Here is a 19444-nt window from a genome sequence, read left to right as displayed (position 1 = left end):
TGAAGCTATGAAGAGATGGAACATCGATACGGCTCTTTCAAAATTTAGAAGAGTTTTCACAAATACCTATGCTAACGAAGACTTGAGCGAGTCGGATACTCGTTCAAAGTTAATTGATTACATTCTTCTGGAATGTCTAGGATGGAACGAGGCCGATATATCTAGAGAAGAGCGGTGCAACGAGACAGGCCGATACCTAGATTATAAATTATCTACCAATATGCCCATAATGATAATAGAAGCAAAAAAGGTAGCTGTAGATTTTGAGCTTCCTCGATCTTCGACGCAGCGATCATTTAAGGTCGGCGGTGTTTTATCTTCCTGCAAAACTCTTGTCGCTGCCATGATGCAGGCAAAAGACTATGCAGTTTCAAAAGGAATATCTTTCTGCGCTGTAACCAATGGCCGCCAATTCATATTTTTTAGGGCTCAAAACCAGCATGGCATACCATGGAGTGAGCACAAAGTACTAATCTTCAGGAGCCTTGAAGATATAGAGAGTAATTTTGACGAGTTCTGTAGAATTTTATCAAAAAACAGCGTAGAAAGTGGAACCTTACAGAAAAGCCTACCTATTTCAGACAGCGCTGAAGACGATGCGAGCCAATTTCAAACGCTCGACGTTAGGCATTTAAACCGACCCCGTCAAATCGACCGAAACCCACTTTATCCCTTTATTGGCGATATTATCCATCGGGTTTTCCAAGACCTAGCTTCCGAGAACGCAGAGTCGGAAATTCTCGAGCACTGCTACGTCGACTCACCTCAAAAGCCAGACAAAAGACAGCCCTACATTGACCGAAGCACAAGAAGACTCAAAGTTTCCAAGAAGGATGCCGGCGACTTTCAACAGAGAGTAGTCTCTGCATTGAAAGCAGGGGAAACGGGTCACGCCGAGGTTATATTGTTAATCGGGAGCGTAGGTGTTGGCAAAAGTACATTTATACAGAGATTTCGGAAGGTTTTGGTAAGGAACGAAATTAATGAATCAGGAATCTGGATATACTTAGATTTCAAAAACTATAGTGACACCGGAGAAACTCTTGACAGCTTCATATCCGGGGAAATCGATGAAACATTAACCGAGGAGTATTCAGAGCTCGGGCTAAATGATTGGCAGTTTCTCAAACAGGCTTATCATGCTGACTATGAGAAGTTGAAAAAAGGCGCTCTTTCTCCACTTTTCCAGAAAGACCCGGATGGTTTTGAGCTAAAGTTCGGGGAGAAAATCGATGAATGGAGCTCTTCAGATCGTGGGAAACACTGCACGAAGATACTAACAACAGCCTCGAAACGCTTGCAAAGAAGTATATTTTTGGTTTTCGATAATGCGGATCAGCTCAACCCGGAGACTCAAAATAAAATTTTCCTAGCGGCACAGAAACTGACCAATACGATTGGTTGTTACGCTTTGATTGCGATGCGCGAGGAAAGCTATTGGAAGAACCGAGATGCAGGCCCGCTAGATGCTTTTCATAACACCGCATACCATGTTCAGCCGCCCAGCCTAGATCAAGTATTGTCCAAAAGGTTTTCTTACGCAAAGAGTCTTATACTTAGCGAGCGCTTTAGCGTCTACAGTGATTTTGAAGTAAGTGAAAAAGAGTTGGCGGCGGTTTTTGATCGGCTGGTGCAAACCCTGCTTGGTGAAGACAGGTCCTATATTAATTTTATCGAGGCGACCTCAGCAAGAGATACCCGAAGAGCTCTAGATAACGTCGCTGCTTTCATGGTTTCAGGCCACACTAATATAGAGGCGATTCTGAGAGATGAGAGAAAATCAAATCCGATTGGTTTTCCAGTACCATTTCATGAGTTCTTGAACGCCATCATATTACGAGATCACCAGGTTTTTTCTGAAGATGATTGCGACACAATCAACATTTTTAATGTGACAGGGACATCTGATGCATCAAACTTCAATAGGATCGCGGTCCTCGGTCGTATACTAAGCTCAAAGAACAGCAAGAGCGAAATTGGAACAGGGTATGTACTTATTGAACAAGTTGTGAACGATTGCTATTCAGCGGGAATACTACCTGAAACTACAATTTCTATTATCACGACCCTAAACTCGAGACGACTAATCGAAACTGAAACGACAATAAAGAGCGACATATCTCAAAGTAAGTACTTGCGGGCAACAAAGGCGGGTAGCTATTACATTGAGGACCTATGCAAGATGTTTGGCTATCTTGATCTCGTCGTCTATGGGACGCCGATTTGTCGAGAGAAGTCGTTCAATAAGCTGAATAAGATATATCAAGATATAAACCGTATTTCAGAAAACACTAGTGCAGCGCGCTTGCAAAGAGTGCAGAAGAGACTGGAGCTTGTAGAAGCCTTTGTTGAATATCTTTTTCATGAGAATCAAAAATGTGCATTCTCTAGCCAACCAGAGCTTTTTTCACCAGAAGCTACCGGATTGGTAGATGATATGAGAAAAAGGTTTTCTATTGAGAAACAGGCAGTCATGGAAAGGGCTCGTAATATCTTTGACAGGAAACCATCACAAAAAACTAGTTAGAGTGCGGTATGGCCATGAAAAAATCTTTTAAATTCATCTATTTAACTGTAGATATTTGATATAAACAGAAGTTTTTAACTTATTGCAAAAATCGCGCTTCGAAAAGCTCTGAAGGAATCGCCTTGCTGTACAAAAATCCCTGCCCATTCTCACAGCCAGTACTCTTTAAAAAATCGCCGTTTTCTTCCGGTCATTGGCAATACTGGGAAGAAAACTTTGTTCAATTTTTAGCTCGTCTAGCGGTATTCCCTGGAGATAACTCAATAATGAATAGCCAGTGCCAAAATCATCCACTGAAATGTCGACACCAAGGGCTTTGAGTGTGTTGACTCGATTGGGCGCGCCGCAATGTTCGTCATCAACAACGATTCTGTGATCTCAAGCTGCAGTTGGTCAGGCTGCAGCTGATATAACTGCAGAAGCTCCTCAATGCGATTCAACAGCGTGTCGTTGCCGCAACTGCAACATGATACGTTACGGCCACAACGACTGCACTCGGATGTACGTCCGCTTTTGGCCGAATGCGGACAGTCGGATACACCCTTGAATGAAGGAAAGACGACCTGTAAGCCTTCCGTGCACAGAACGCCGAGTCCAGGGCCAGAAATTAAACCCTGAGAGGACAGCAGAAGGCGGTAGGGCAGTGTATCGGGAATGAGCGCTGAAACGCTTCCCAGAGACGACGGGATCGCATAGTGAACACGCTGCCTCTAGCAACTGATACGTAAACTGATACAAGATCGGGATATTTTGCGCTGAAGCACCATGTAACTTATTGTTACATAAGAGGTTTTTCCCACAATTGGACAATTTTAAACTGATAGCAGGTTTGACTGATAACAAAGAGAGCGCTTCGGGTCTTTGCCATACGCTGTAAGTGCACGGCAAGGGCAACTTTAGAAGAAGTCAAAAATGGCAAGAATCTCATCTAATTTTGAAAACAGGCATCTTGCTGTGAGCTGAAATAGGGCTGGAAGCTAATTGTAGCAAGGGCTTGCGCTTTTCAAATGGTGGTGAGACCGAATCTCAGTCTCACATTGAAATGACATAAACAAACTTAGTCTGTCTATACGAGATAATGCTATATTTAACATAATATACATTATGCGAAGTGTTATTTCTGGGCGCCATAAAACGCCTTCAAAATCAACCCCCTACGCGAGCCCTCGCCGCGACCTTATATCAAAATATTCTTACTCGGTGTCGCCTAAATCACCATCCTTCAGGCCCATTCGCAACCTGAAGGAGTGATTTTATGCAATTCGACCCCGAAAACCGGCCCAGCTGGCGACAAATCGTATCAATCACAGGCGTGTCAGAGCGCACGGCCCGGCGCTGGCTCACCGAAGGAGCGCCGACCTACGCCGTACGCCTGATCGACCTGGAGCGGCGCGGGCGCATTATTCCCGAGAGCTGGCCCGAGGATTTCAAATTTAATCATGGGGGCTACTTTGAGAGCGGCAACCACCAGCCCGCCTACAACTGGCAACAGCTGACGTGGCTAAAGTATATCGTGAGTTGCTGGTATGAGGCCCTTGAGGCCGTGAGACTGGCTCAGGCGAGCATTGATTACCTGACCGACAAACTGCCACGCGCCGAGGTGTTAGAGCTTGAGGCGCACCGCGAGCGTCTGCGGGAGATTGAACGCCAGCGCCGGGTATCGGTGGCCGAGGCGGTGGCGCTCGCCAGTGAGCGGACGGGCTAACAGCAAGGCCGGAGCCCCCGAGCTGGGGGCTTTTGTGGCGGGATGGTGTGCGCCCTGCTGATTGGCCACGGCCTGCTCCAGCTGCTCGATCCGGTAGACCAGCAGCGCCTGGGTTCGTGCCATGTCCGCGACGGTTTCCGGTATTGATCGCATCTGATTCCCAAAGAAAAACAGCACCAGCGCCAGCAGCGCGACCGCCGATCCGTTGAATTTTCCACTGTCCACGTTTTGCAACTTCTCGAACATATCCGTCATTTTTTGCCCATCGTCTGTTTCAGCTGCGGTGCGATTTTCTCTGCCGAGCGCCCGACCACGTAACCGCCCAGGCCGATCTGCAACAGTGTCCAGGCTTCGTCGGATAGCCGAAACTCGGTCCATCCCATTGTGTCGAGCACCACCAGCACCAGAAACGTCAGCATTGTGATTGGCCGCCAGCTGCGTTGAATCCAGCTTTGCCCTTGCGCCTCGGCGGTAATGATCTGCGCCTGGGCGTCGAGCACTTTACGCTCGTATCCGATCAACTCGCCGGCCATTTCATTTTGCATTTCGATCAGCTTGTTTTTCAGCTGCAATCGCTCTGCATCACTGGTGTGCATGTTGTCGATCAGCCCAGTCACCGGCTTTATCAGATCGCCCAGGAAGTTGATCACACTCACTGCGGGAACACCTGGCGCTTGATGTACTCGGCCAGCAGTGTGGCCGCAACGGACGCGCCCACCATGATGATGACTTTATTTCCGCTCATTGGAGCCCCCACACTTTTTGTGCATAGTCGTCGTTTTCGTTCCAGGGGTTGATCAGGTCCACCGCCGCAAAGAGATGCGTGTCATAACTGTGGCCGTTGTGTTCGCCCCTGATAGCGTATTTCTCGGCGGTCTGGTTGACGAAGTTGTCCTGATGCGCCGGGTTCACTTTGTTGAGCGCCTCGCCGATCAGGTGGCGCTTGCTGTACAGGAACAGCCCGCCCCCGACCGCCAGCACCGTCAGCACCATGACACCATCGACCTGAACGCTGACCCGCTTTTTCATGCCAGAACCTCATTGATGCCCATGTACTCGCCGCTGATGCGCGACCACTTGGCCGGGTTGCCGCTCAGCCGATCCCGGCGAACGTCCAGGTGCAGCATATTGCCCGGCGCGGTGTCGGTATAAAGCCCGATGCCGGTAAAGCCAATCTCTTTGGCCAGCCGGTAGGCGCGGGCGCGTTCTTCGCCGGTTTGCATCCAGCCGTACACGCCCGGCTCAATTTCGACTTTGGGAAATACGTCGATCGCTCGCACCTCGCCCCAGACTTCCACGTTGTGTTGGCTGTGGTCGCCCTGCCCGGTTCGACCTATGGCGCCATTGGCATCAGACACGACCACCGGCGCACCCCAGGCGGCGCGGAAGGCGTCGAGCTTTTGCAGTAGCTCAGGGTTTAACTGGTCGTACCAGTCCCCGAATTCTTCCGGTGTGAAATAGGTCAATGTTCTGCGCATGAGTGCTGCCGCTCCGATGATGCCAATGATGATCAAGGCCGCCCGTTTCACAGGTCGTCCGTTTGTACCGTGAGGCCCATGTCGCTTGCCGCTTGGTGGATAAACCCTTGCGGCCAATCGCTTTTGGTTTTGGCGTTGTTGGCGCGCAGCGTGTCGAAGTCGATGGAGCCTGGAAAATCCGGCGCCGTAATTTCGGCATCGATCGCGACTCGGATCGCGTCAATAATGGCCTGTTTGTCTTTGGTTTCTTGGGTATTTTTCGGCCCGTAAATAATGGCGGATTTTTTCACTTTATTCCTCCCACTCAAACACGGCTGTCAGACCCGCTTCGGTCACCTCACCGGCGCGGATCATCATGCCCGCGCCGCTCGGAATCACTATCGGATAGTCAAAGTTTTTTTGTTCCGGTTCGTCGGCGGCTACCCGGTTGTTGATGATTGTTTGAACGCCTGCCGCCGCTTCGCTTTGCAGAAAATTTTGAGTTGACGTCCCTGGATAGGCTTTTATCTTGGACTTAGCCCCGACAATATTTTTAACCACCCCCTCCAATCCGGTCCCCCATACGTGCGAGGCGTCGGCCAGCGCTTCGCTTACATCGGATAGCACGTCCACCGTTAACCTGCCCGCTTTGTTGCATGAAAGACTCAGATTCCCGACGCTGACTTCATGGCCGCTTTCGTTTTCCAAAAGAATCGAGGCGTATTCACCCACCGCACTGACCGACACCCGAGGACGGATAAAGGTTTTTCCGGCTGAGCTTTTTTCCTTGTTGGCGTCGATCACATACACGCTGCCGGTTACCCGGTTATCGAATACCTCCCGGTCGGAGACTTCAAACTCCACCTCTTGAGATACGTTCAACAGGTTGACGATTTCCAGACCGTCGAAGCGCTCTCCCTCGCGCATCGCAATGCCTTTGCCCGGTTTTAGGACAAAGCGGCGCGTATCGCCGCCCGTCTTGAGCTTTATTTCAATCTCGCCCAGGCCTTCCATGTAATAGAAGCGCCCGCCCTGCTGGCTGATGGACTGGCTGAGCCCTGCTCCGATGACTGTTTTCACTCGTTACCCCTTGAATACTTGGCTGGCGACGTAGCCGCCGATAGCGATAATGGCTAATGTTTTTCCGGTGTCGGCCAGCTCGCGCACGGTCTGGTTCGCCGGTTCGGTGACGGCCTGTCCCGCCTTGATGTTCATGGCTCCGGCCAGTGATTGGCGGGCGACCTGATCGCTTGAGGCCAGCACTTTTTCGCTGAACTCGTACATGTTGTCTTGATTTTCACTGAGGAACTCAATCACTGAATCGCCCATTCCGCCGACCAGATCGAACGCGCCACCATCGGTGATATTGCGCACACTGTTGTCCACGCTGTTGTCACTGTTATCTGTGGCGCTCCGGTCGCTCGAATCGGCAAAATCTACCGTCATCGAGCTATCGGAAGAATCATTAAAACTCCGATCACTGGAATCGTTGAAGCTGCGGTCGCTTTCGTCGGTGAAGCTGCGGTCGCTGTTGTCTTCCCAGTTGCTCGACCGGTCGCTGTTGTCCTCCCAGCTTCGGGAGTAATCGCTTTCATCGGTGAAGCTGCGGTCACTGTTATCGGTAATGCTCCGGTCGCTGTTGTCTTCCATGTCTACATCCATGGAATTGTCGCTGTTGTCGGAGTAGTCGTACTCCCGAGAATAGTCCTGGTTGTAATCCTGATTGTAATAGCGCCGGCTGCTGTCACTGGTGATTTCGGTATCGCCATGATTGCCCGAGCTGACAAAGGAGTCATCAATCCCGCCACTGATACCGGCGTTCAGCGTCTCCGTTTTTCGTCTATCGGTGTAGTCGGTGCTTGTCCGGCTACTGGTTTGGGTTTTCGACTTGGAGCCGAACATATTACTCATAGCGACGCCCTGAAAATTGATACTTTGCGCTCGAAGCCGAGCGGCCCCATCAGTCGGCTGATGGTGGCTTCTGGATGGATGGTTTCGAACGCGATTGAGTCCACGCCCTGGGCTTTGGCCCGGCGCTTCAACTCGGCAAAAATGGCGCGGGAGTGACTGCCCGCCAACACCTCCACCCGCAATTCGATATAGCCCCCGTTGAGGCTTTCAAAGTAAGTCACCAGCCACGACCGCCAGCCGTCGCCGGTGACCTCCCACAGTGTGGAATGGCCCTCAATAATGGCGGCTTTGAATTCCAGCCAACGCGCCGGATCAACGATATCGCGCAGCGCTTTGCCCGCTTCATCGTTCCAGCCTCGTTGCTTGAATATCAGATCTGTTTCCACAACCACACCGCCGCCAGTCCGATTCCGACCACTGCCGCCCCTTTGCCGATGGTTTCAGCGTCCAGGCGCAGACCATCGGGCGCCATGTTCAGGCCCCCGACATTCATACCCCCGGCGTTTTGGCTGGCCCGGTTCGCGTTGCGCTGATCGCCGCCCGAGGTGGCGGAGGTGCTCGAACTGAGCCCCCCGCCCCCGGTCAGGCTTTCAAACGCTGGCAGACCCGGCAACATTACTTCACCGCCTTCATCAGCAGACCCAGGCCGAGCAGACCCAAAGAGCCATACAACAGCGGCTTGGGAATTTGATCGACGTAGCCACCCATGGAGGGCTTGCCGGTGCCGGGAACGCGAGCGTTCCCGGTCTGATAGGCCTCTGAGGTGGTAGCCGCCTCACTTTCGTGCAGCGCGGCCTCCTGCTCATTGGGCGCGTTTTGGTATCGCATGGCGTCGCGCTCGTTTTTGACCTGCTGGACTTTGGCGTACCCGTCCACCAGGCGGTCAAGTGCGCCGCCAAAATCGATACCCCCTTCTGCCGCTGGATTGCGTAGCATATGGCCCCCTTACGCGGCTTTTTGCGTGTTGCCACCGGCCAGAGACGCCCAGGTGCTTAGGTACTCCACCAGATAGCGCGTGGTGTTGCTGTAGGTAGCACCCATGGTGGCCGACAGCCGCATCTGCTGGATCTGCCGACCGCCACTGGCCTGCATGACCAGCGCTTCATCCAGCACACCCGCCGTGGTGAAGTCGATATACAGACCCTCGGCAGCGGCGTACTGAGTGCGCCCGGCCACTTCCACGTCCCACGTAGCGCGGGCGCGGTTCAGGTCGAACACCACGGCGTCATCCACTTTCAGTTTGAGATGGTCAACGGCGGCATTCAGCACGTGAATCGCGGCGATCCGGTCGCGCTTTTCAATGGCGTCATAGTGGTTTTCACCCTCGGCCTGGCCGCCCACGTTGTGGTTGACCACGTAGGGCAGAATTCCCGCCGACACCGGACGGTTGGCGGTTTTGCGGCCCCAGGCGCTCACGCCGGGACTGACCACTGCGCCGTCAATGTCGAACTCCACCCGCAGCGCCTGCAAGCCACCGGTACCGAGCGCGGTCGCCATGGACTGGCCTTCGTTTTCGAGCTCCGGCTTGCGGAAGTAAAAGCTCAGGTTTGAGGTGCTGGTTTTACGGCCATAGCGATCATTGAACGCTTTCAGCTCCTCGCCGTCCTTGAACTCCTGCAGGGTGATGGTTCGGTTGGGAGAAACGAGCAGGACGCGTACGTTTTTGGCCTGGGCCAATGTAATGTTGGTCAGCTCGATATTAAAATCGAGCCACGTCCGGCCCACCATCGGTGATACCAGAGCGCGCTGGCCCGGTGAGACGTTTTCAATGAGCGTGATTTCTTCGCGAATACGGGACATGATTACTTACCCCCCTTCGCGACAGAGGCAGCCTGCTTCAACGGCTTCACGCCGGATCGAACAGCCGCATACATGATGGCGCCAAAGGCGCTCATACCCACGACCACGGAGGTAACCACCTTCGCGTCGATGTTTTTGGTAATAGGTTTCAATTGGTTCACAGTCGCCCCCTTTGGCGTTGTTACTGGTTTGCGCCCTGTGCGCTGTAAACCAGTGTCGACTGTGACTCGCTTGGCCTGTCTACCCCACTTCGCTCAATAGTTCGCTTTAGTTCGCTTACCTTTTCGCTCAAAGTGGGGTGAAAACTTTGATTTTTTCGGCGGGTTTACCATTGCCCCGGTACCAGAATTCGCCCGGCTGGCAGGCCCCCAGCTCCGAATGGTTGATGTTCAGCGCTTTGCCCGCCTTCACCGCCGCATCAAAATCCATGTAACTGGCCCAGATATGACCGGCCTGGAAAGCGTCTTTGGTGATCAACTGGGGGCGCTGGCTGGTGGCGTGGATGATCACGCCGTACTTGCGGCCCTGAGTCCAGAGACGGCGGTGATAAAACAGGCGCTTCGGGTTGATCGCTCCCGGCCCCTCGCAGCAGTCGGCGTACTCCTCCACCACCCCATAGGTCGTCCGGTTGCCGTCCGCAATCTCCCAGAGGGCATGGGCCCAGACCTCGAACGCCGCTGGCGACGGATCGCCCACGTAGGCGATACGGAAACCCTTGCCGCTCCGGTGAGCGCGGGCCAGTGCTTTGACGTACTCGGCCAGTGACTCGAACCGGTGCGCCTTGTGGTCCTTGTTGTTGTCCCAGAGCGCGACCCTACAAGAACTGTTCGGAATTCCACCCCGGCGCTGGAGCGTCTGACTCTTCCCGAATCCGCTGTTCGCCAGATAGAGCGTGTGGTTGTTCTTGAGGTTGGTGTTCTCGTTGATCGCCATTGGCCTGGCCTTCCTCCTGTTGCTGTTTTCGCTTGGCTTCCGCTTTATCTTTCGCTCTGAGTTCGGTCAGAGTCCGCTTAATGCGCCGCCAGAGACCGCCCAGGTAGAAACCGGCGGTGATCTCCTCCTGATACGGCAAACGCCCGTCGCCGGCTGTCAGGTGGTGCTTGTCGATGGCTGGCCCGAGACTGGCCCGGCCCGCCTCGATTTCTTCATCGTCCAGGCGCAAACGCTGATCGACGAAGGTGGTCACGCCCACCTCTACCACCCGTAGGAACGACTCGCCCATGTTCTGCGCGGCCTCCATGGGGTCAACGCCCTGCACCTGCACCCGCTCTGGTTCCGCTTCGGGCTCGCTCCAGTCGCTCGCTTGAGCTTGCTCACGCTCGAAGGCTTCGGCCCGGTTGATTACCTGGTCTAGTTCAGCCATGCACCCACCCCCGCTGCTGTTATCAGTGCCAAGCCGCTCAACAGAGCGCCTTTGTTGAGCGAACGGCCCTCGGCGGGCGCTTCGGCTTCGCTCTCCGGTTCGCTTTGTGTTGGGTCAAAGTCGCCCAGGCTTTCGCTTTCCGGTTCGCTCGCCGGCTCGCTCGGCTTCTGATGCTCCAGCGCCGGTTCATTGACCGGCGCTTCCCGCCTGTTGTCTGTGACATTGGACGGGCGAATAATGGTTACTCCGGTAACAAACTGTGCCTCGTCCCAGATTTTTTGCTGGCGCACCTTGCCGGTGCCCTGGTTCAACCCGCAGCACTCGCACTGAGTGTAAAAATGCCGCCCCCGTTTGGTGGTCTGGCGTACCTCGGCCTTTCCGCCCTGCTCGCACGTCCAGTGGCCCAATAGTTCGTTTTTGCTGCTCACGATGCACCCCCCGGCGCCCATTGAACTGTGAGTGTTCCGCCGTCGCCCAACGCAAACGCGGCCGCACCGACCACCAGCGCGACCGCTGCGCCCGCTTTGGTGGCCATGGCCATGACTGCGTAGGCTTTGCCGTATTTGATTATTTCGCTCAGTTGTTCGCGCACCAGTCGCCCCCCTCATCATTCACCACGACAGACAGACCACCCACCTCATAGGGCACACCCAAATAGGCATTTCTGGCGATCAGCCCAATAATGTTGCTATCTACTATCACCATTCCATCGACCACCAACGTCACCCGTACGTCCTCGAGAACTGACGCTCTCACACTTTGCCGACTCGCTATCCACTCCCTTACCCACACTCTAATTCGTTCAAACATTTCTCACCCCGTACAGTTATTGACACAAGTCCAAGCCCGCGAACTGGGCCCAGGCGTTCGCCGTGTCCCGTTTCGCTTGCTCCCATTGCTCCAGCATCCAGGCGGCGGTTTCATTGGTCACCGCATGACGGCGCCGCTTGACCTCCTGGAACTTCTTTTTCAGGTTTCGCCAGTAGTGCCCTGATTTCGCGCCCGGTGTCGCGCCGGGCTCCCACGCCAAGTCTTTTGGCAGCTCTGGCAACCACTCGGGCGGGCGGTTTGAGTCGCCCATGGCCCAGCTCATAAAGCAGCTTTTGGCGTCCTCGCCTTTTAGAATTATCTGGTATTTATTGCACCGGACCGGCAGGGCGTTCAGCTTCTCGCGCACCGCCTGCAGGCGCTGGCCGATCTGGTGGCGCTTGTCCCGTTCGGTTTTCGGCGTGTCTTCCAGTTTTTTGTTGAGCTGCTTCCGGCGCTTGTAGTCGGCGCCGTTTTTCTGGGTGAGGTGGTCGTACACGTCCGCGATGATCTGGCCCATGGCGTGAAGCTGGGCTTTACCGATGGTGACCCAATCCGGCGCCCTGGCCGGCTCGCTGATCCCGTATCGGTTGCCCCGCACCTTGCCCTGGCTGTCCGATCCCTCGGCCTTGGTCATGTACCCCGCCGCTTTCGCCATATAGGCGCCCGCGCAGGTGCAATCTTTGATTTTCTCGAGGTGGAAATAGCCGTTCCCCCAGATGCGTTCGATTCGCTCTGCCCAGCTCTCGAATTGCTTGTAGGGCACCTGCCAGCCCAGCAGCATGTGAACGTGGGGATTTTCCTCCCCGTTTTCGTTCGTGGGCACTTCCACCACCCAGCTATAGGCCAAACCCTCTGCCGCTTTGAAAGTAACGGGCGAGCATGGGCCCGCGTTGTATTCCCTGGTAACGATATCGCCCACCAGCATCGTTTTATTGGGTTTAGTCCACCCGATAACGGCGCCGGTTTTTTTGTTGTAGCGCGGCGTGATTCGGCTGAATGGCCCCTCAGCCTTGATGATCGTTTTTGAAACAACCATTTTCCCGGCGAGCATCGTTTTATTGTCCCGGGTCAAAGTCGTTTTACAGACTGGATCAACCCGCGTCCCGTCCGGCATCGTCCAGCCGCGGCGATACATTTTCTGCATGGCATCCATGCACCGGGAAACCTCGCCCTGGATGGTGGTTTCTCCCGCGGCGATTCTCGCCCGGGTTTCGTCGTTGAACGTGCCGGTCACGAAAGTTTTATACCCGCCCTTCTGGGCGCTCATGTACTCGCAGCTTTCCGCGATTTTCTTGGCGCCGCGCTGGCTCAGCATTTCGCTGATCCGCTCGCCGTCGACCTGGGGCGGTACGTTGTTGGCGGTTTCCGCCTGGGTTCTGATTCGCCACTCGTCGGACCACTCGCGAAATTCGACGATGGTGGCGCACCCCGTCTGCCCGGTGGGCGTTATCTGCGCCCGTTTCTCGACCTCGGACGGCTCTGGCGGTTTCGGTTCGCAGTGCTGCAGCTTGAGCGATTCATATTGGAATTTTTGGCGCTTGTAGGCGCGTTCAAATTGCCGCTGGGCCTTTGTCGGACATTTGGACGCCTTGACAAGCCTATGCGTCGCTTCGCTCCGCGCGGCGCGTTGCGCCTTCGTTTCCACCACCATCGGACCAATTAGCGAGCCACCCAAAAAAGCCCGCGTGATGGCGGGCCGGTGGTCGATTGGCGTTTGGCGCTCCAGCGCTTCGCGCACCTGCTTTTCGATTACTTCATTCATGGAAACAAAAACCCCATGACCGTGACGCGGTACCGGCCACCCTCGCGCACCCTGGAAACGGCAAAGCCCATATCAAGCTGGTGCTCGATGTACTGGATTGAGGCCTGTTTGGTGGCGAAATGGTGAGTGGCCTCCACCTCCAGCAGGGGGCGAATTTTTCCCGGCTCGATCACTCGGGTTTTGATTTCCGGCAGGGGGGTACAACAGGGGCTTCCCGGCCCCTCGCAGTCGACTTCGGGGCAGCACATAGTGCGGTTCTCTCTTGGCTGATTCACAAGACACCCCCGTTATCGATGATTTCCTTTTCCAGTGCACTCAGCCGCTCCGCAAAGTCGGTGTAGTACTTCCGATTCCTGATCAACTCTTTTCGGGCCGCTTCCGCTCTCCACAGACGCTCAGGCTTAAAGCCCTCGATGATTAGCTGGGTCACTGTTCGCCCTCCTGCTTGCAGCACTGGCACTCAAAGTCATTGAGAGAGGTCGCCCAATCGTGCGGATAGACGCCAGGGAACGCCACGGCCACCTCCACCAGCGCATCTTCGAGCTCTGGATACGCCGCCGTATCCCAGCACTCTGGGTAATGGATTTTCCCCGCGACCATTGCTTTTATGCCTGCCATAACGGCGCCTTTAGGAATCATGACGCACCCTCCCCGGCCTTGATCACTTTGCCCATAAAAACCATCTGCTCTTTCATCTGGCCCAGGCGCTCCAGCAGTTGCTGGTTAAAATCCGTGTCGTACCGGGGGGCGGCGCCGTGCGCTTCTTCGTGCTGCATGAACGCGGCGTGTTCCACATCGCGGCAGAGTGCCAGCAGGCGGGTGGATCCGATAAATAGGGTGGTAGCTTCGGCGGGTGACCGCCGGCCCATGGCCTGGCGGTAGGTCTGTTCGGCGTAGCGTTGTTCTAGCGAGCCGTTCAGCTGTTGTTCATTTGGACTATGATTCATTGAGGTTTCCTCCGCTGTTTATTCGGCCCCTCGCCTCGAATACCGCCCTGGGACCGGTGCCAGCCAGAAGACCAGGGCGGGTTCCAGCGAGGAACAGGGAGGAATTTATACCTGTGTGAAAGGTATATCAATGCCAAGAGTCCATTGATTACCGAACCGATAGGCCTAGAATAGGAGTTTAAGAAGAAATGGATCTAACCGACCGGTGCCAACCAGTGTTGAAAACGACGATGATTCTGGACCTCTTGAGAGAGCGTCTAGGGTCCGATTACAAGACTTCCCTTGCCCTCGGAAAGCGCCCCTCGTTTGTGTCCGGAATGCGCTCCCGAGGCGCCGTTATGTCGGACGAAATCGGCCTAAAAGCGGCGGAATTACTGGACTTCCCGGCCGACGCCTTGCTTTTGTCGCTGGCGGCTGAACGCGCCATGAACACGCCCAACGCGCTGGAAATTCAGCGCCTCGCCGAACAGCACTACCCGCCCGATTGGGGCTCTGAGGCCGACCATTCCGACCGCCCAACCGACACGCACAAAAAAACCGCCTGAACGAGGGCGGTTGCTGTCAGAGTGCCGTTTAAATTGTCGAGCTAAGCCCTTGATCTGGCGGCACTTTCCTCTTTTTTTGACTGCGATGGTCTATACATTATGCGAAGTGATCGATGTGTAGGCTTCATCTAATTCATGGGGTTTTTCGTGAGATCTGGTGCTACCGCTGTTCTGCAGGCCTTTCCCAGATTTGCCAATAGCGCTGCCAACGTTTTCCGAGTGCCTTGGGTTTTTCTGCGTAGAGACGTTGTCCGATCTCCCATGCCTTCCCGCGCAAGCATTGTTGCTCCTCCAGAATGACCTGTTGCAGGCGTTGCCTAGTCTCGTCCGTCGCCAGGCGCTCGCCCTCGGATTCCAGTAGAGAGTCCAACAATGCCAGATCGTGGTCGTTACCCAAGATGTCCGCCAGGGCCTTGCCCTCGTTCCGCCAGGCCTTGTTGACCCGAGGCCAGAGCGGACGTAGCAGCTGCAAGTGATGGCTGTGGTATTTGACCCGTTTGCGCCACCCGTGAAAGTCGCCAGCGATGCCGGTAAACGCGCGTCTGGCCGCTTTGCGGCCGCGCTTGTAGGTCTTGCCGAAGCCGCGCACGGCCTTGAATCCATTCTCTTCCAGGCACCACCGATCAACGCTGCGGTGCGCCTTTTCCAGCGCTTGGCGGGCTTCGCTCAGCAGTGCCTCGGGGTCTTGCTCGGCGGCCGCTGTGTCTCGCCTTTTCCGCAGTTCGACCAGCACCGGCGCACATGTGGCGCGCTCGGTGTCCTCGAGCGTTGCCAGCAGACGCTCGAGTGCTTCCACCATTGACTGCTCGTCCCTGACAACCGCGAGATTGCGGGCGATATCCCGAAAGCGGGCGTTCTCACGCCGATAGGCTTTGCCCAGGGCCGGTCGTACCAGTCGCACGAGAGCACGCAGTTTTTTACAGCGTTTGCGCACCTGGTGGATTGCCTCGTGACGGTCAAGTTGGGGATCGTCGATCTCGGCGATGGCTTTGTCGATCTGCTCGCGGCCGATCCGCCGGAGGCTCTTTTGCACTGTCTCGTCTTTCCCCACTGCGTAGCTCATGGCGCGAAGTCTCCTCATGGGTTTCTGCTCGCGTGCCCTACCCCGTCTTTTGGGTTGTCGCTATATATCACAGTGTAGGAAAGTGAGCCCGAATCGCCAACACGGTTCAAAGGGGTTTTGTCGATGATCCGAGGACGTCCATCAGTTCTTCCGACCAGGAAAGCCAGGACCGGTTAACCTGAATTCCCCTTTTCAGAGCGAGATACTGAAGTCGATAATGGCGTGGTAGGCCGTCAGGCTCAGAGAAGTACCTGGCTTCAATAGCGAGATATTTTTCCAACGTCGCCCGCCAATGGTTACGGTGAACGGAAAGCTCTTCGAGAGCATTGTCGTCTTCCCAGAACTCGCCAGCGAACAGTTTCAGAAGCAGAGGATCACGTGTTTTTGGACGAGGAGAGGGAGTATTCACCCACTCCTTCAGAATCTCTTTTCCTTGTGCGGTTATTGAATAGACCTTGGCGTCTGGCTTGCCACTTTGGTGAACGTCCTCAAACGTCACGCACGCCTCCCCCAAAAGCTTTGAGAGTTCTCGATAGGTCTGCTGGTGGCTTGAATTCCAGACATTGCCCATCCGTTCCTTTAATGTCTGGGTAAGGTCATAACCGGTTGCAGGTGACTCGTTCAGGCAACTCAGCAAGGCGTAACGAAGAGACATGCGCCATTTCCTCTCTATGGTAAGTCGGACCCATTATCGGGTCCTATCGGCCTAGTATGCATATAGTTGCATATTGAGAAAAGATGTGCAAAATGGACAGTTCCTACACCGAGACGAGAGTTTTTTGGAATGAATATTGATGTGTTCTGGAGTGCTTCGCTGGCCATTCAAGTGCACATTGTGATCGCCGCGCTGGCCGTTCTATTTGGCGCCATGCAACTGACGTTCAGAAAGGGGACATGGGTACACCGCCAGGTTGGCAGATTCTGGGTAATATTGATGGCAGTGGTGGCGCTCTCCTCCTTTTTTATCCACGAAATTCGGGTTTGGGGACTCTGGAGTCCCATTCACCTTCTCTCCATTTTCACGCTTGGCACCTTGTTTGTCGGGGTTTATGCCGCACGCCAAAAACAATACCGGACCCACGCGATCACGATGTCGGTCACCTACTTTCTTGCCCTCATACTAACCGGCGCGCTCACCCTACTTCCCGGACGAATGATGCATGGGATGGTTTTCGGATAACAGGGTTGTCCTTTGCGACCGCCCTCACCCACCAGTTTTTTGGGACCATCATTTGGGCAGTTTGGGGCGTTTACTTTACACTACGGCCCAAGGTTACAAAGGGCGCATAATACAATGAATAACACCATATCCAGGGAAAACCGGCTGGCACTCGTCATTCTCGCCATTGGCCAGTCGCTGCTATTACTCCTGCTGCACAAGGCAGTCAATCATACTGTCTGGCCGGCCACCTCTCCAGAGTGGCTTTACGCACTCTATACCGTGGCAATCGGCTTGCCGTTGTTTCTGTACCTTGGCGCCACGCACTGGCGGGAAAGGGCCAACGGCATCGCCGCGGTGCTCCTCGGCGGCGTTCTGTTCTGGCTGGGCTGGCACAACGGCTGGCTCAGCGCACCGCTGCTGGAGGATACCGACTACCGGTATTATGGGGGTATCCGGTCCCTGGGTTGCGGGCTGTTCATCGCCCTGTTCATTCTCGCGTTTTTCTTCCGGACCTGGCGGGAGCACGGGAGGCTGGCCTACGCTGGCCTGCTTGAAAACTCCTGGCGCAATGCCCTGACCCTCGCCTTCCTGGGGCTGTTTATCCTGGTGTTCTGGCTGCTACTGCTCCTGTGGTCGAAGCTGTTCGATGTCATCGGGATCGATTTTTTTGTTCAGCTGTTCACCGAGCCCGAGTTTATCTATCCGGTCACCGGCCTGGTCGCAGGCTGGGGGCTGGGGTTGATTCGTGGCCGGGAGAGCCTGATCGCCACGGTGCGCAACCTGTGTGAGGTCCTGACCCGGGCACTGTTGCCGCTGGTGGCGCTGATCCTGCTCCTGTTTCTGGCCGCCCTGCCCTTTACCGGCCTCAAGCCCTTGTGGGATACGGGCTTCGCCGCCGCCCTGATGCTCTGGCTGGCGGCCACTCTGCTGTACTTTTTCAATGCCGTGACCGCCGAATACGAACACCCTTTCGATAAGGCCCCATGGCTGAGGCGTTTGCTGGTTCTGGCACAGCTGTTCTTGCCCATTACCGTCCTGCTGGCCGCCTGGTCTCTGGGGCTGCGCATCGATCAATACGGCCTCACTGTGGCGCGCCTCTGGGGCGCGTTTGTCACACTGTTCATTGGCCTGTTCAGTCTCGGCTACGCGGCCTTGATTGTGATTGACCGGCGCCTGGATCTTGACCACTTCCGTCGATGGAATACGCTACTCGGCGCCGCCCTGGCCACGGCACTGATTCTGGTCCATACCCCCCTGTTCGATTTCCACAAATGGTCGGCTCAGAGCCAAGTGGCGCGCCTGGAAAGCGGCAGCACCGAGCCCGATGCATTCGATGCGCTCTATTTGCGTTTCAATCTGGGAGCTTACGGCACCAATGCATTGAAATCCCTGCAGGCATCCGAGTGGGTAGCGGACGACCCCGAGCTTGAAAAGCGCATCGACGACGCTCTCTCGGCCACCACCCGCTGGCAGCGACAGGCACCGGCAAGGCAGGACGATACCGACTGGCGTCGGGCCCAGTTCCAGCTATTGCCCGGCACGGAACTCAGCGATGAGTTTCTGGAAGGGTTGGACCCCACCGAGCAAAACTGCCTGGACGGTGATGCTCATTGTGTGCTGGGGGATTTCGAACACCGGGGGCACCGCTATCGTGCGAGCACCACTACCCGTACCTACATGCACCAGTCACCGGTATGGCAGTGGCTCGATAATCAATGGCGATTAATAGGCGATGTCCGACGCTTTGGCTGCGAACGAGCTGAAGCGGGGCCGGATCTAGAGAAGCCTTTCTCACCCATCGAGAGCGAGTTTTTCCTCTTTCGCAACGGACCCTGTCTATACCAGCTGCAGCCGTCGGAAAGCTACGTATCGGATAGACTGGCGGACCAGGATAGCTAGGTCCTGGCGTGTGGCCAGATTCAATGCACGGTTGGTGTGGGTTTGAGTCTATTATTTTCAAGGCCGGATTGACTTTGATCCGGGTCGCCCCCAATCTGTAGTAATCGTCACCAGGGACGCCGCCATGCACCCATCCCACCGCCAGAGAACCCGCCGTACGCCCGGAGCTTTCAACGCTCTATGGGTGGCCGTACTGGTTTTGTCTCTGGGGTTATTCGGGTCTGGAGCCGTCTATCAGGAGTCCGATCAATCGTCGGCGGCCGGTTTCTCCGGAGCGTTTGATCCGCTTATCGGCGCTCCTTCGTCCACGGAGCTGAAAACCCTCCCCAATTGGCTACGCCAGTCGGCCGAGGGGTCGGACGATGGCGAAGCCCAAGCCGATGAAAAAAACGACTTATTCAACGACGATGAGCACCTATCAAGGCTCATTTCCGGCTATTCACCTCCGATCATTCCAGCCTCGCGCTGTCAGAGTGCGCACTCCCCACGAGCC

The 19444-nt window shown here is 55.3% G+C and carries 30 protein-coding genes; 5 read left to right on the top strand and 25 right to left on the bottom strand.

Going from position 1 to position 19444, the window contains the following annotated elements; translation table 11 throughout:
- The first annotated feature begins 7 nt into the window (after positions 1 to 7).
- Positions 8 to 2527, top strand: a complete 2520-nt coding sequence (locus tag AAE484_RS04860; RefSeq protein WP_341937210.1) for a P-loop NTPase fold protein — start codon at positions 8 to 10, stop codon at positions 2525 to 2527.
- A gap of 165 nt (positions 2528 to 2692) precedes the next feature.
- Here AAE484_RS04860 and AAE484_RS17450 read toward each other — a convergent pair whose 3' ends face one another.
- Entirely contained in the window at positions 2693 to 2896 is a 204-nt protein-coding gene (locus AAE484_RS17450) for an EAL domain-containing protein (protein WP_445928830.1), read from the bottom strand.
- Between the two features lie 886 nt (positions 2897 to 3782).
- On the opposite strand from AAE484_RS17450, the gene AAE484_RS04855 reads away from it, so the two are divergent.
- Positions 3783 to 4232 (top strand): hypothetical protein, encoded by a 450-nt coding sequence (locus AAE484_RS04855; protein ID WP_341937209.1) that lies wholly within the window; start codon positions 3783 to 3785, stop codon positions 4230 to 4232.
- Here AAE484_RS04855 and AAE484_RS04850 read toward each other — a convergent pair.
- The 22 genes from AAE484_RS04850 to AAE484_RS04745 form a co-directional block, all read right to left on the bottom strand.
- The gene (locus tag AAE484_RS04850) at positions 4131 to 4487 is read right to left on the bottom strand and encodes a hypothetical protein (protein ID WP_341937208.1); all 357 of its coding nucleotides are present in this window, start codon (positions 4485 to 4487) and stop codon (positions 4131 to 4133) included. The two genes, AAE484_RS04855 and AAE484_RS04850, sit on opposite strands and share 102 nt — an antisense overlap.
- On the bottom strand, positions 4484 to 4888 hold the full coding sequence (locus AAE484_RS04845) for a 3TM-type holin (RefSeq protein WP_341937207.1): 405 nt from the start codon (positions 4886 to 4888) through the stop codon (positions 4484 to 4486). Before AAE484_RS04845 ends, AAE484_RS04850 begins: the two co-directional genes overlap by 4 nt.
- An 85-nt stretch (positions 4889 to 4973) precedes the next feature.
- Positions 4974 to 5261: a hypothetical protein gene (locus AAE484_RS04840; RefSeq protein ID WP_341937206.1), complete on the bottom strand. Its 288-nt coding sequence runs from the start codon at positions 5259 to 5261 to the stop codon at positions 4974 to 4976.
- Positions 5258 to 5710 (bottom strand): hypothetical protein, encoded by a 453-nt coding sequence (locus AAE484_RS04835; protein ID WP_341937205.1) that lies wholly within the window; start codon positions 5708 to 5710, stop codon positions 5258 to 5260. Before AAE484_RS04835 ends, AAE484_RS04840 begins: the two co-directional genes overlap by 4 nt.
- 47 nt (positions 5711 to 5757) lie before the next feature.
- Entirely contained in the window at positions 5758 to 6000 is a 243-nt protein-coding gene (locus AAE484_RS04830) for a hypothetical protein (RefSeq protein WP_341937204.1), read from the bottom strand.
- A gap of 1 nt (position 6001) precedes the next feature.
- The gene (locus AAE484_RS04825; RefSeq protein ID WP_341937203.1) at positions 6002 to 6769 is read right to left on the bottom strand and encodes a hypothetical protein; all 768 of its coding nucleotides are present in this window, start codon (positions 6767 to 6769) and stop codon (positions 6002 to 6004) included.
- A 3-nt stretch (positions 6770 to 6772) separates the two neighbouring features.
- A complete protein-coding gene (locus AAE484_RS04820) occupies positions 6773 to 7600 on the bottom strand; it encodes a hypothetical protein (protein ID WP_341937202.1) in 828 nt (275 codons plus the stop codon).
- Positions 7597 to 7986: a hypothetical protein gene (locus tag AAE484_RS04815; protein ID WP_341937201.1), complete on the bottom strand. Its 390-nt coding sequence runs from the start codon at positions 7984 to 7986 to the stop codon at positions 7597 to 7599. The genes AAE484_RS04820 and AAE484_RS04815 overlap by 4 nt, the downstream gene beginning before the upstream one ends.
- Complete coding sequence (locus tag AAE484_RS04810; RefSeq protein WP_341937200.1) at positions 7971 to 8216, bottom strand: hypothetical protein; 246 nt, start codon at positions 8214 to 8216, stop codon at positions 7971 to 7973. The genes AAE484_RS04815 and AAE484_RS04810 overlap by 16 nt, the downstream gene beginning before the upstream one ends.
- Complete coding sequence (locus AAE484_RS04805) at positions 8216 to 8536, bottom strand: hypothetical protein (RefSeq protein WP_341937199.1); 321 nt, start codon at positions 8534 to 8536, stop codon at positions 8216 to 8218. The genes AAE484_RS04810 and AAE484_RS04805 overlap by 1 nt, the downstream gene beginning before the upstream one ends.
- A 9-nt stretch (positions 8537 to 8545) precedes the next feature.
- On the bottom strand, positions 8546 to 9400 hold the full coding sequence (locus AAE484_RS04800) for a major capsid protein P2 (protein WP_341937198.1): 855 nt from the start codon (positions 9398 to 9400) through the stop codon (positions 8546 to 8548).
- A 2-nt stretch (positions 9401 to 9402) separates the two neighbouring features.
- Positions 9403 to 9561 carry a hypothetical protein gene (locus tag AAE484_RS04795; RefSeq protein WP_341937197.1) on the bottom strand — a complete coding sequence of 53 codons (159 nt, stop codon included), beginning with the start codon at positions 9559 to 9561 and terminating at the stop codon, positions 9403 to 9405.
- A 127-nt stretch (positions 9562 to 9688) separates the two neighbouring features.
- On the bottom strand, positions 9689 to 10333 hold the full coding sequence (locus tag AAE484_RS04790) for a hypothetical protein (protein WP_341937196.1): 645 nt from the start codon (positions 10331 to 10333) through the stop codon (positions 9689 to 9691).
- Positions 10215 to 10763, bottom strand: coding sequence for a hypothetical protein (locus AAE484_RS04785; protein WP_341937195.1), 549 nt, complete (start codon positions 10761 to 10763; stop codon positions 10215 to 10217). The genes AAE484_RS04790 and AAE484_RS04785 overlap by 119 nt, the downstream gene beginning before the upstream one ends.
- Positions 10751 to 11191: a hypothetical protein gene (locus AAE484_RS04780; RefSeq protein WP_341937194.1), complete on the bottom strand. Its 441-nt coding sequence runs from the start codon at positions 11189 to 11191 to the stop codon at positions 10751 to 10753. Before AAE484_RS04780 ends, AAE484_RS04785 begins: the two co-directional genes overlap by 13 nt.
- The gene (locus tag AAE484_RS04775; RefSeq protein ID WP_341937193.1) at positions 11188 to 11355 is read right to left on the bottom strand and encodes a hypothetical protein; all 168 of its coding nucleotides are present in this window, start codon (positions 11353 to 11355) and stop codon (positions 11188 to 11190) included. Before AAE484_RS04775 ends, AAE484_RS04780 begins: the two co-directional genes overlap by 4 nt.
- Positions 11340 to 11468 (bottom strand): hypothetical protein, encoded by a 129-nt coding sequence (locus AAE484_RS04770; protein WP_341937192.1) that lies wholly within the window; start codon positions 11466 to 11468, stop codon positions 11340 to 11342. The genes AAE484_RS04775 and AAE484_RS04770 overlap by 16 nt, the downstream gene beginning before the upstream one ends.
- A 121-nt stretch (positions 11469 to 11589) precedes the next feature.
- A complete protein-coding gene (locus tag AAE484_RS04765; protein WP_341937191.1) occupies positions 11590 to 13335 on the bottom strand; it encodes a hypothetical protein in 1746 nt (581 codons plus the stop codon).
- The gene (locus tag AAE484_RS04760) at positions 13332 to 13610 is read right to left on the bottom strand and encodes a hypothetical protein (RefSeq protein ID WP_341937190.1); all 279 of its coding nucleotides are present in this window, start codon (positions 13608 to 13610) and stop codon (positions 13332 to 13334) included. The genes AAE484_RS04765 and AAE484_RS04760 overlap by 4 nt, the downstream gene beginning before the upstream one ends.
- Positions 13607 to 13765, bottom strand: a complete 159-nt coding sequence (locus tag AAE484_RS04755) for a hypothetical protein (RefSeq protein ID WP_341937189.1) — start codon at positions 13763 to 13765, stop codon at positions 13607 to 13609. The genes AAE484_RS04760 and AAE484_RS04755 overlap by 4 nt, the downstream gene beginning before the upstream one ends.
- Positions 13762 to 13974 carry a hypothetical protein gene (locus AAE484_RS04750; RefSeq protein WP_341937188.1) on the bottom strand — a complete coding sequence of 71 codons (213 nt, stop codon included), beginning with the start codon at positions 13972 to 13974 and terminating at the stop codon, positions 13762 to 13764. The genes AAE484_RS04755 and AAE484_RS04750 overlap by 4 nt, the downstream gene beginning before the upstream one ends.
- The gene (locus tag AAE484_RS04745; RefSeq protein WP_341937187.1) at positions 13971 to 14282 is read right to left on the bottom strand and encodes a hypothetical protein; all 312 of its coding nucleotides are present in this window, start codon (positions 14280 to 14282) and stop codon (positions 13971 to 13973) included. The genes AAE484_RS04750 and AAE484_RS04745 overlap by 4 nt, the downstream gene beginning before the upstream one ends.
- 338 nt (positions 14283 to 14620) lie before the next feature.
- On the opposite strand from AAE484_RS04745, the gene AAE484_RS04740 reads away from it, so the two are divergent.
- Positions 14621 to 14827, top strand: coding sequence for a hypothetical protein (locus AAE484_RS04740; RefSeq protein ID WP_341937186.1), 207 nt, complete (start codon positions 14621 to 14623; stop codon positions 14825 to 14827).
- 160 nt (positions 14828 to 14987) lie between these two features.
- Here the strand turns inward: AAE484_RS04740 and AAE484_RS04735 are convergent, their stop codons facing one another.
- Together AAE484_RS04735 and AAE484_RS04730 are read right to left on the bottom strand one after the other, a co-directional pair.
- Complete coding sequence (locus tag AAE484_RS04735) at positions 14988 to 15890, bottom strand: CHAD domain-containing protein (protein ID WP_341937185.1); 903 nt, start codon at positions 15888 to 15890, stop codon at positions 14988 to 14990.
- Between the two features lie 106 nt (positions 15891 to 15996).
- A complete protein-coding gene (locus AAE484_RS04730; protein WP_341937184.1) occupies positions 15997 to 16545 on the bottom strand; it encodes a PadR family transcriptional regulator in 549 nt (182 codons plus the stop codon).
- A gap of 129 nt (positions 16546 to 16674) precedes the next feature.
- Between AAE484_RS04730 and AAE484_RS04725 the strand changes: the two genes are divergently transcribed.
- Positions 16675 to 17070 (top strand): DUF2306 domain-containing protein, encoded by a 396-nt coding sequence (locus AAE484_RS04725; RefSeq protein WP_341937183.1) that lies wholly within the window; start codon positions 16675 to 16677, stop codon positions 17068 to 17070.
- Positions 17071 to 17184: 114 nt separating this feature from the next.
- On the top strand, positions 17185 to 18951 hold the full coding sequence (locus AAE484_RS04720) for a DUF4153 domain-containing protein (RefSeq protein WP_341937182.1): 1767 nt from the start codon (positions 17185 to 17187) through the stop codon (positions 18949 to 18951).
- Positions 18952 to 19444 lie beyond the last annotated feature (493 nt).

This window comes from Marinimicrobium sp. C2-29, from assembly GCF_038419845.1.
In the GTDB taxonomy this organism is placed as follows: domain Bacteria; phylum Pseudomonadota; class Gammaproteobacteria; order Pseudomonadales; family Cellvibrionaceae; genus Marinimicrobium.
This window is presented reverse-complemented; position numbering and strand designations above follow the sequence as displayed.

Coding starts and splice junctions, on each gene's coding strand:
- AAE484_RS04860 (WP_341937210.1), top strand. CDS start 8: ATGAAGAGATGGAACATCGATACGGCTCTTTCAAAATTTAGAAGAGTT.
- AAE484_RS04855 (WP_341937209.1), top strand. CDS start 3,783: ATGCAATTCGACCCCGAAAACCGGCCCAGCTGGCGACAAATCGTATCA.
- AAE484_RS04850 (WP_341937208.1), bottom strand. CDS start 4,487: ATGACGGATATGTTCGAGAAGTTGCAAAACGTGGACAGTGGAAAATTC.
- AAE484_RS04840 (WP_341937206.1), bottom strand. CDS start 5,261: ATGAAAAAGCGGGTCAGCGTTCAGGTCGATGGTGTCATGGTGCTGACG.
- AAE484_RS04835 (WP_341937205.1), bottom strand. CDS start 5,710: ATGCGCAGAACATTGACCTATTTCACACCGGAAGAATTCGGGGACTGG.
- AAE484_RS04820 (WP_341937202.1), bottom strand. CDS start 7,600: ATGAGTAATATGTTCGGCTCCAAGTCGAAAACCCAAACCAGTAGCCGG.
- AAE484_RS04810 (WP_341937200.1), bottom strand. CDS start 8,216: ATGTTGCCGGGTCTGCCAGCGTTTGAAAGCCTGACCGGGGGCGGGGGG.
- AAE484_RS04805 (WP_341937199.1), bottom strand. CDS start 8,536: ATGCTACGCAATCCAGCGGCAGAAGGGGGTATCGATTTTGGCGGCGCA.
- AAE484_RS04800 (WP_341937198.1), bottom strand. CDS start 9,400: ATGTCCCGTATTCGCGAAGAAATCACGCTCATTGAAAACGTCTCACCG.
- AAE484_RS04790 (WP_341937196.1), bottom strand. CDS start 10,333: ATGGCGATCAACGAGAACACCAACCTCAAGAACAACCACACGCTCTAT.
- AAE484_RS04785 (WP_341937195.1), bottom strand. CDS start 10,763: ATGGCTGAACTAGACCAGGTAATCAACCGGGCCGAAGCCTTCGAGCGT.
- AAE484_RS04770 (WP_341937192.1), bottom strand. CDS start 11,468: ATGGTGATAGTAGATAGCAACATTATTGGGCTGATCGCCAGAAATGCC.
- AAE484_RS04765 (WP_341937191.1), bottom strand. CDS start 13,335: ATGAATGAAGTAATCGAAAAGCAGGTGCGCGAAGCGCTGGAGCGCCAA.
- AAE484_RS04750 (WP_341937188.1), bottom strand. CDS start 13,974: ATGATTCCTAAAGGCGCCGTTATGGCAGGCATAAAAGCAATGGTCGCG.
- AAE484_RS04745 (WP_341937187.1), bottom strand. CDS start 14,282: ATGAATCATAGTCCAAATGAACAACAGCTGAACGGCTCGCTAGAACAA.
- AAE484_RS04740 (WP_341937186.1), top strand. CDS start 14,621: ATGTCGGACGAAATCGGCCTAAAAGCGGCGGAATTACTGGACTTCCCG.
- AAE484_RS04735 (WP_341937185.1), bottom strand. CDS start 15,890: ATGAGCTACGCAGTGGGGAAAGACGAGACAGTGCAAAAGAGCCTCCGG.
- AAE484_RS04730 (WP_341937184.1), bottom strand. CDS start 16,545: ATGTCTCTTCGTTACGCCTTGCTGAGTTGCCTGAACGAGTCACCTGCA.
- AAE484_RS04725 (WP_341937183.1), top strand. CDS start 16,675: ATGAATATTGATGTGTTCTGGAGTGCTTCGCTGGCCATTCAAGTGCAC.
- AAE484_RS04720 (WP_341937182.1), top strand. CDS start 17,185: ATGAATAACACCATATCCAGGGAAAACCGGCTGGCACTCGTCATTCTC.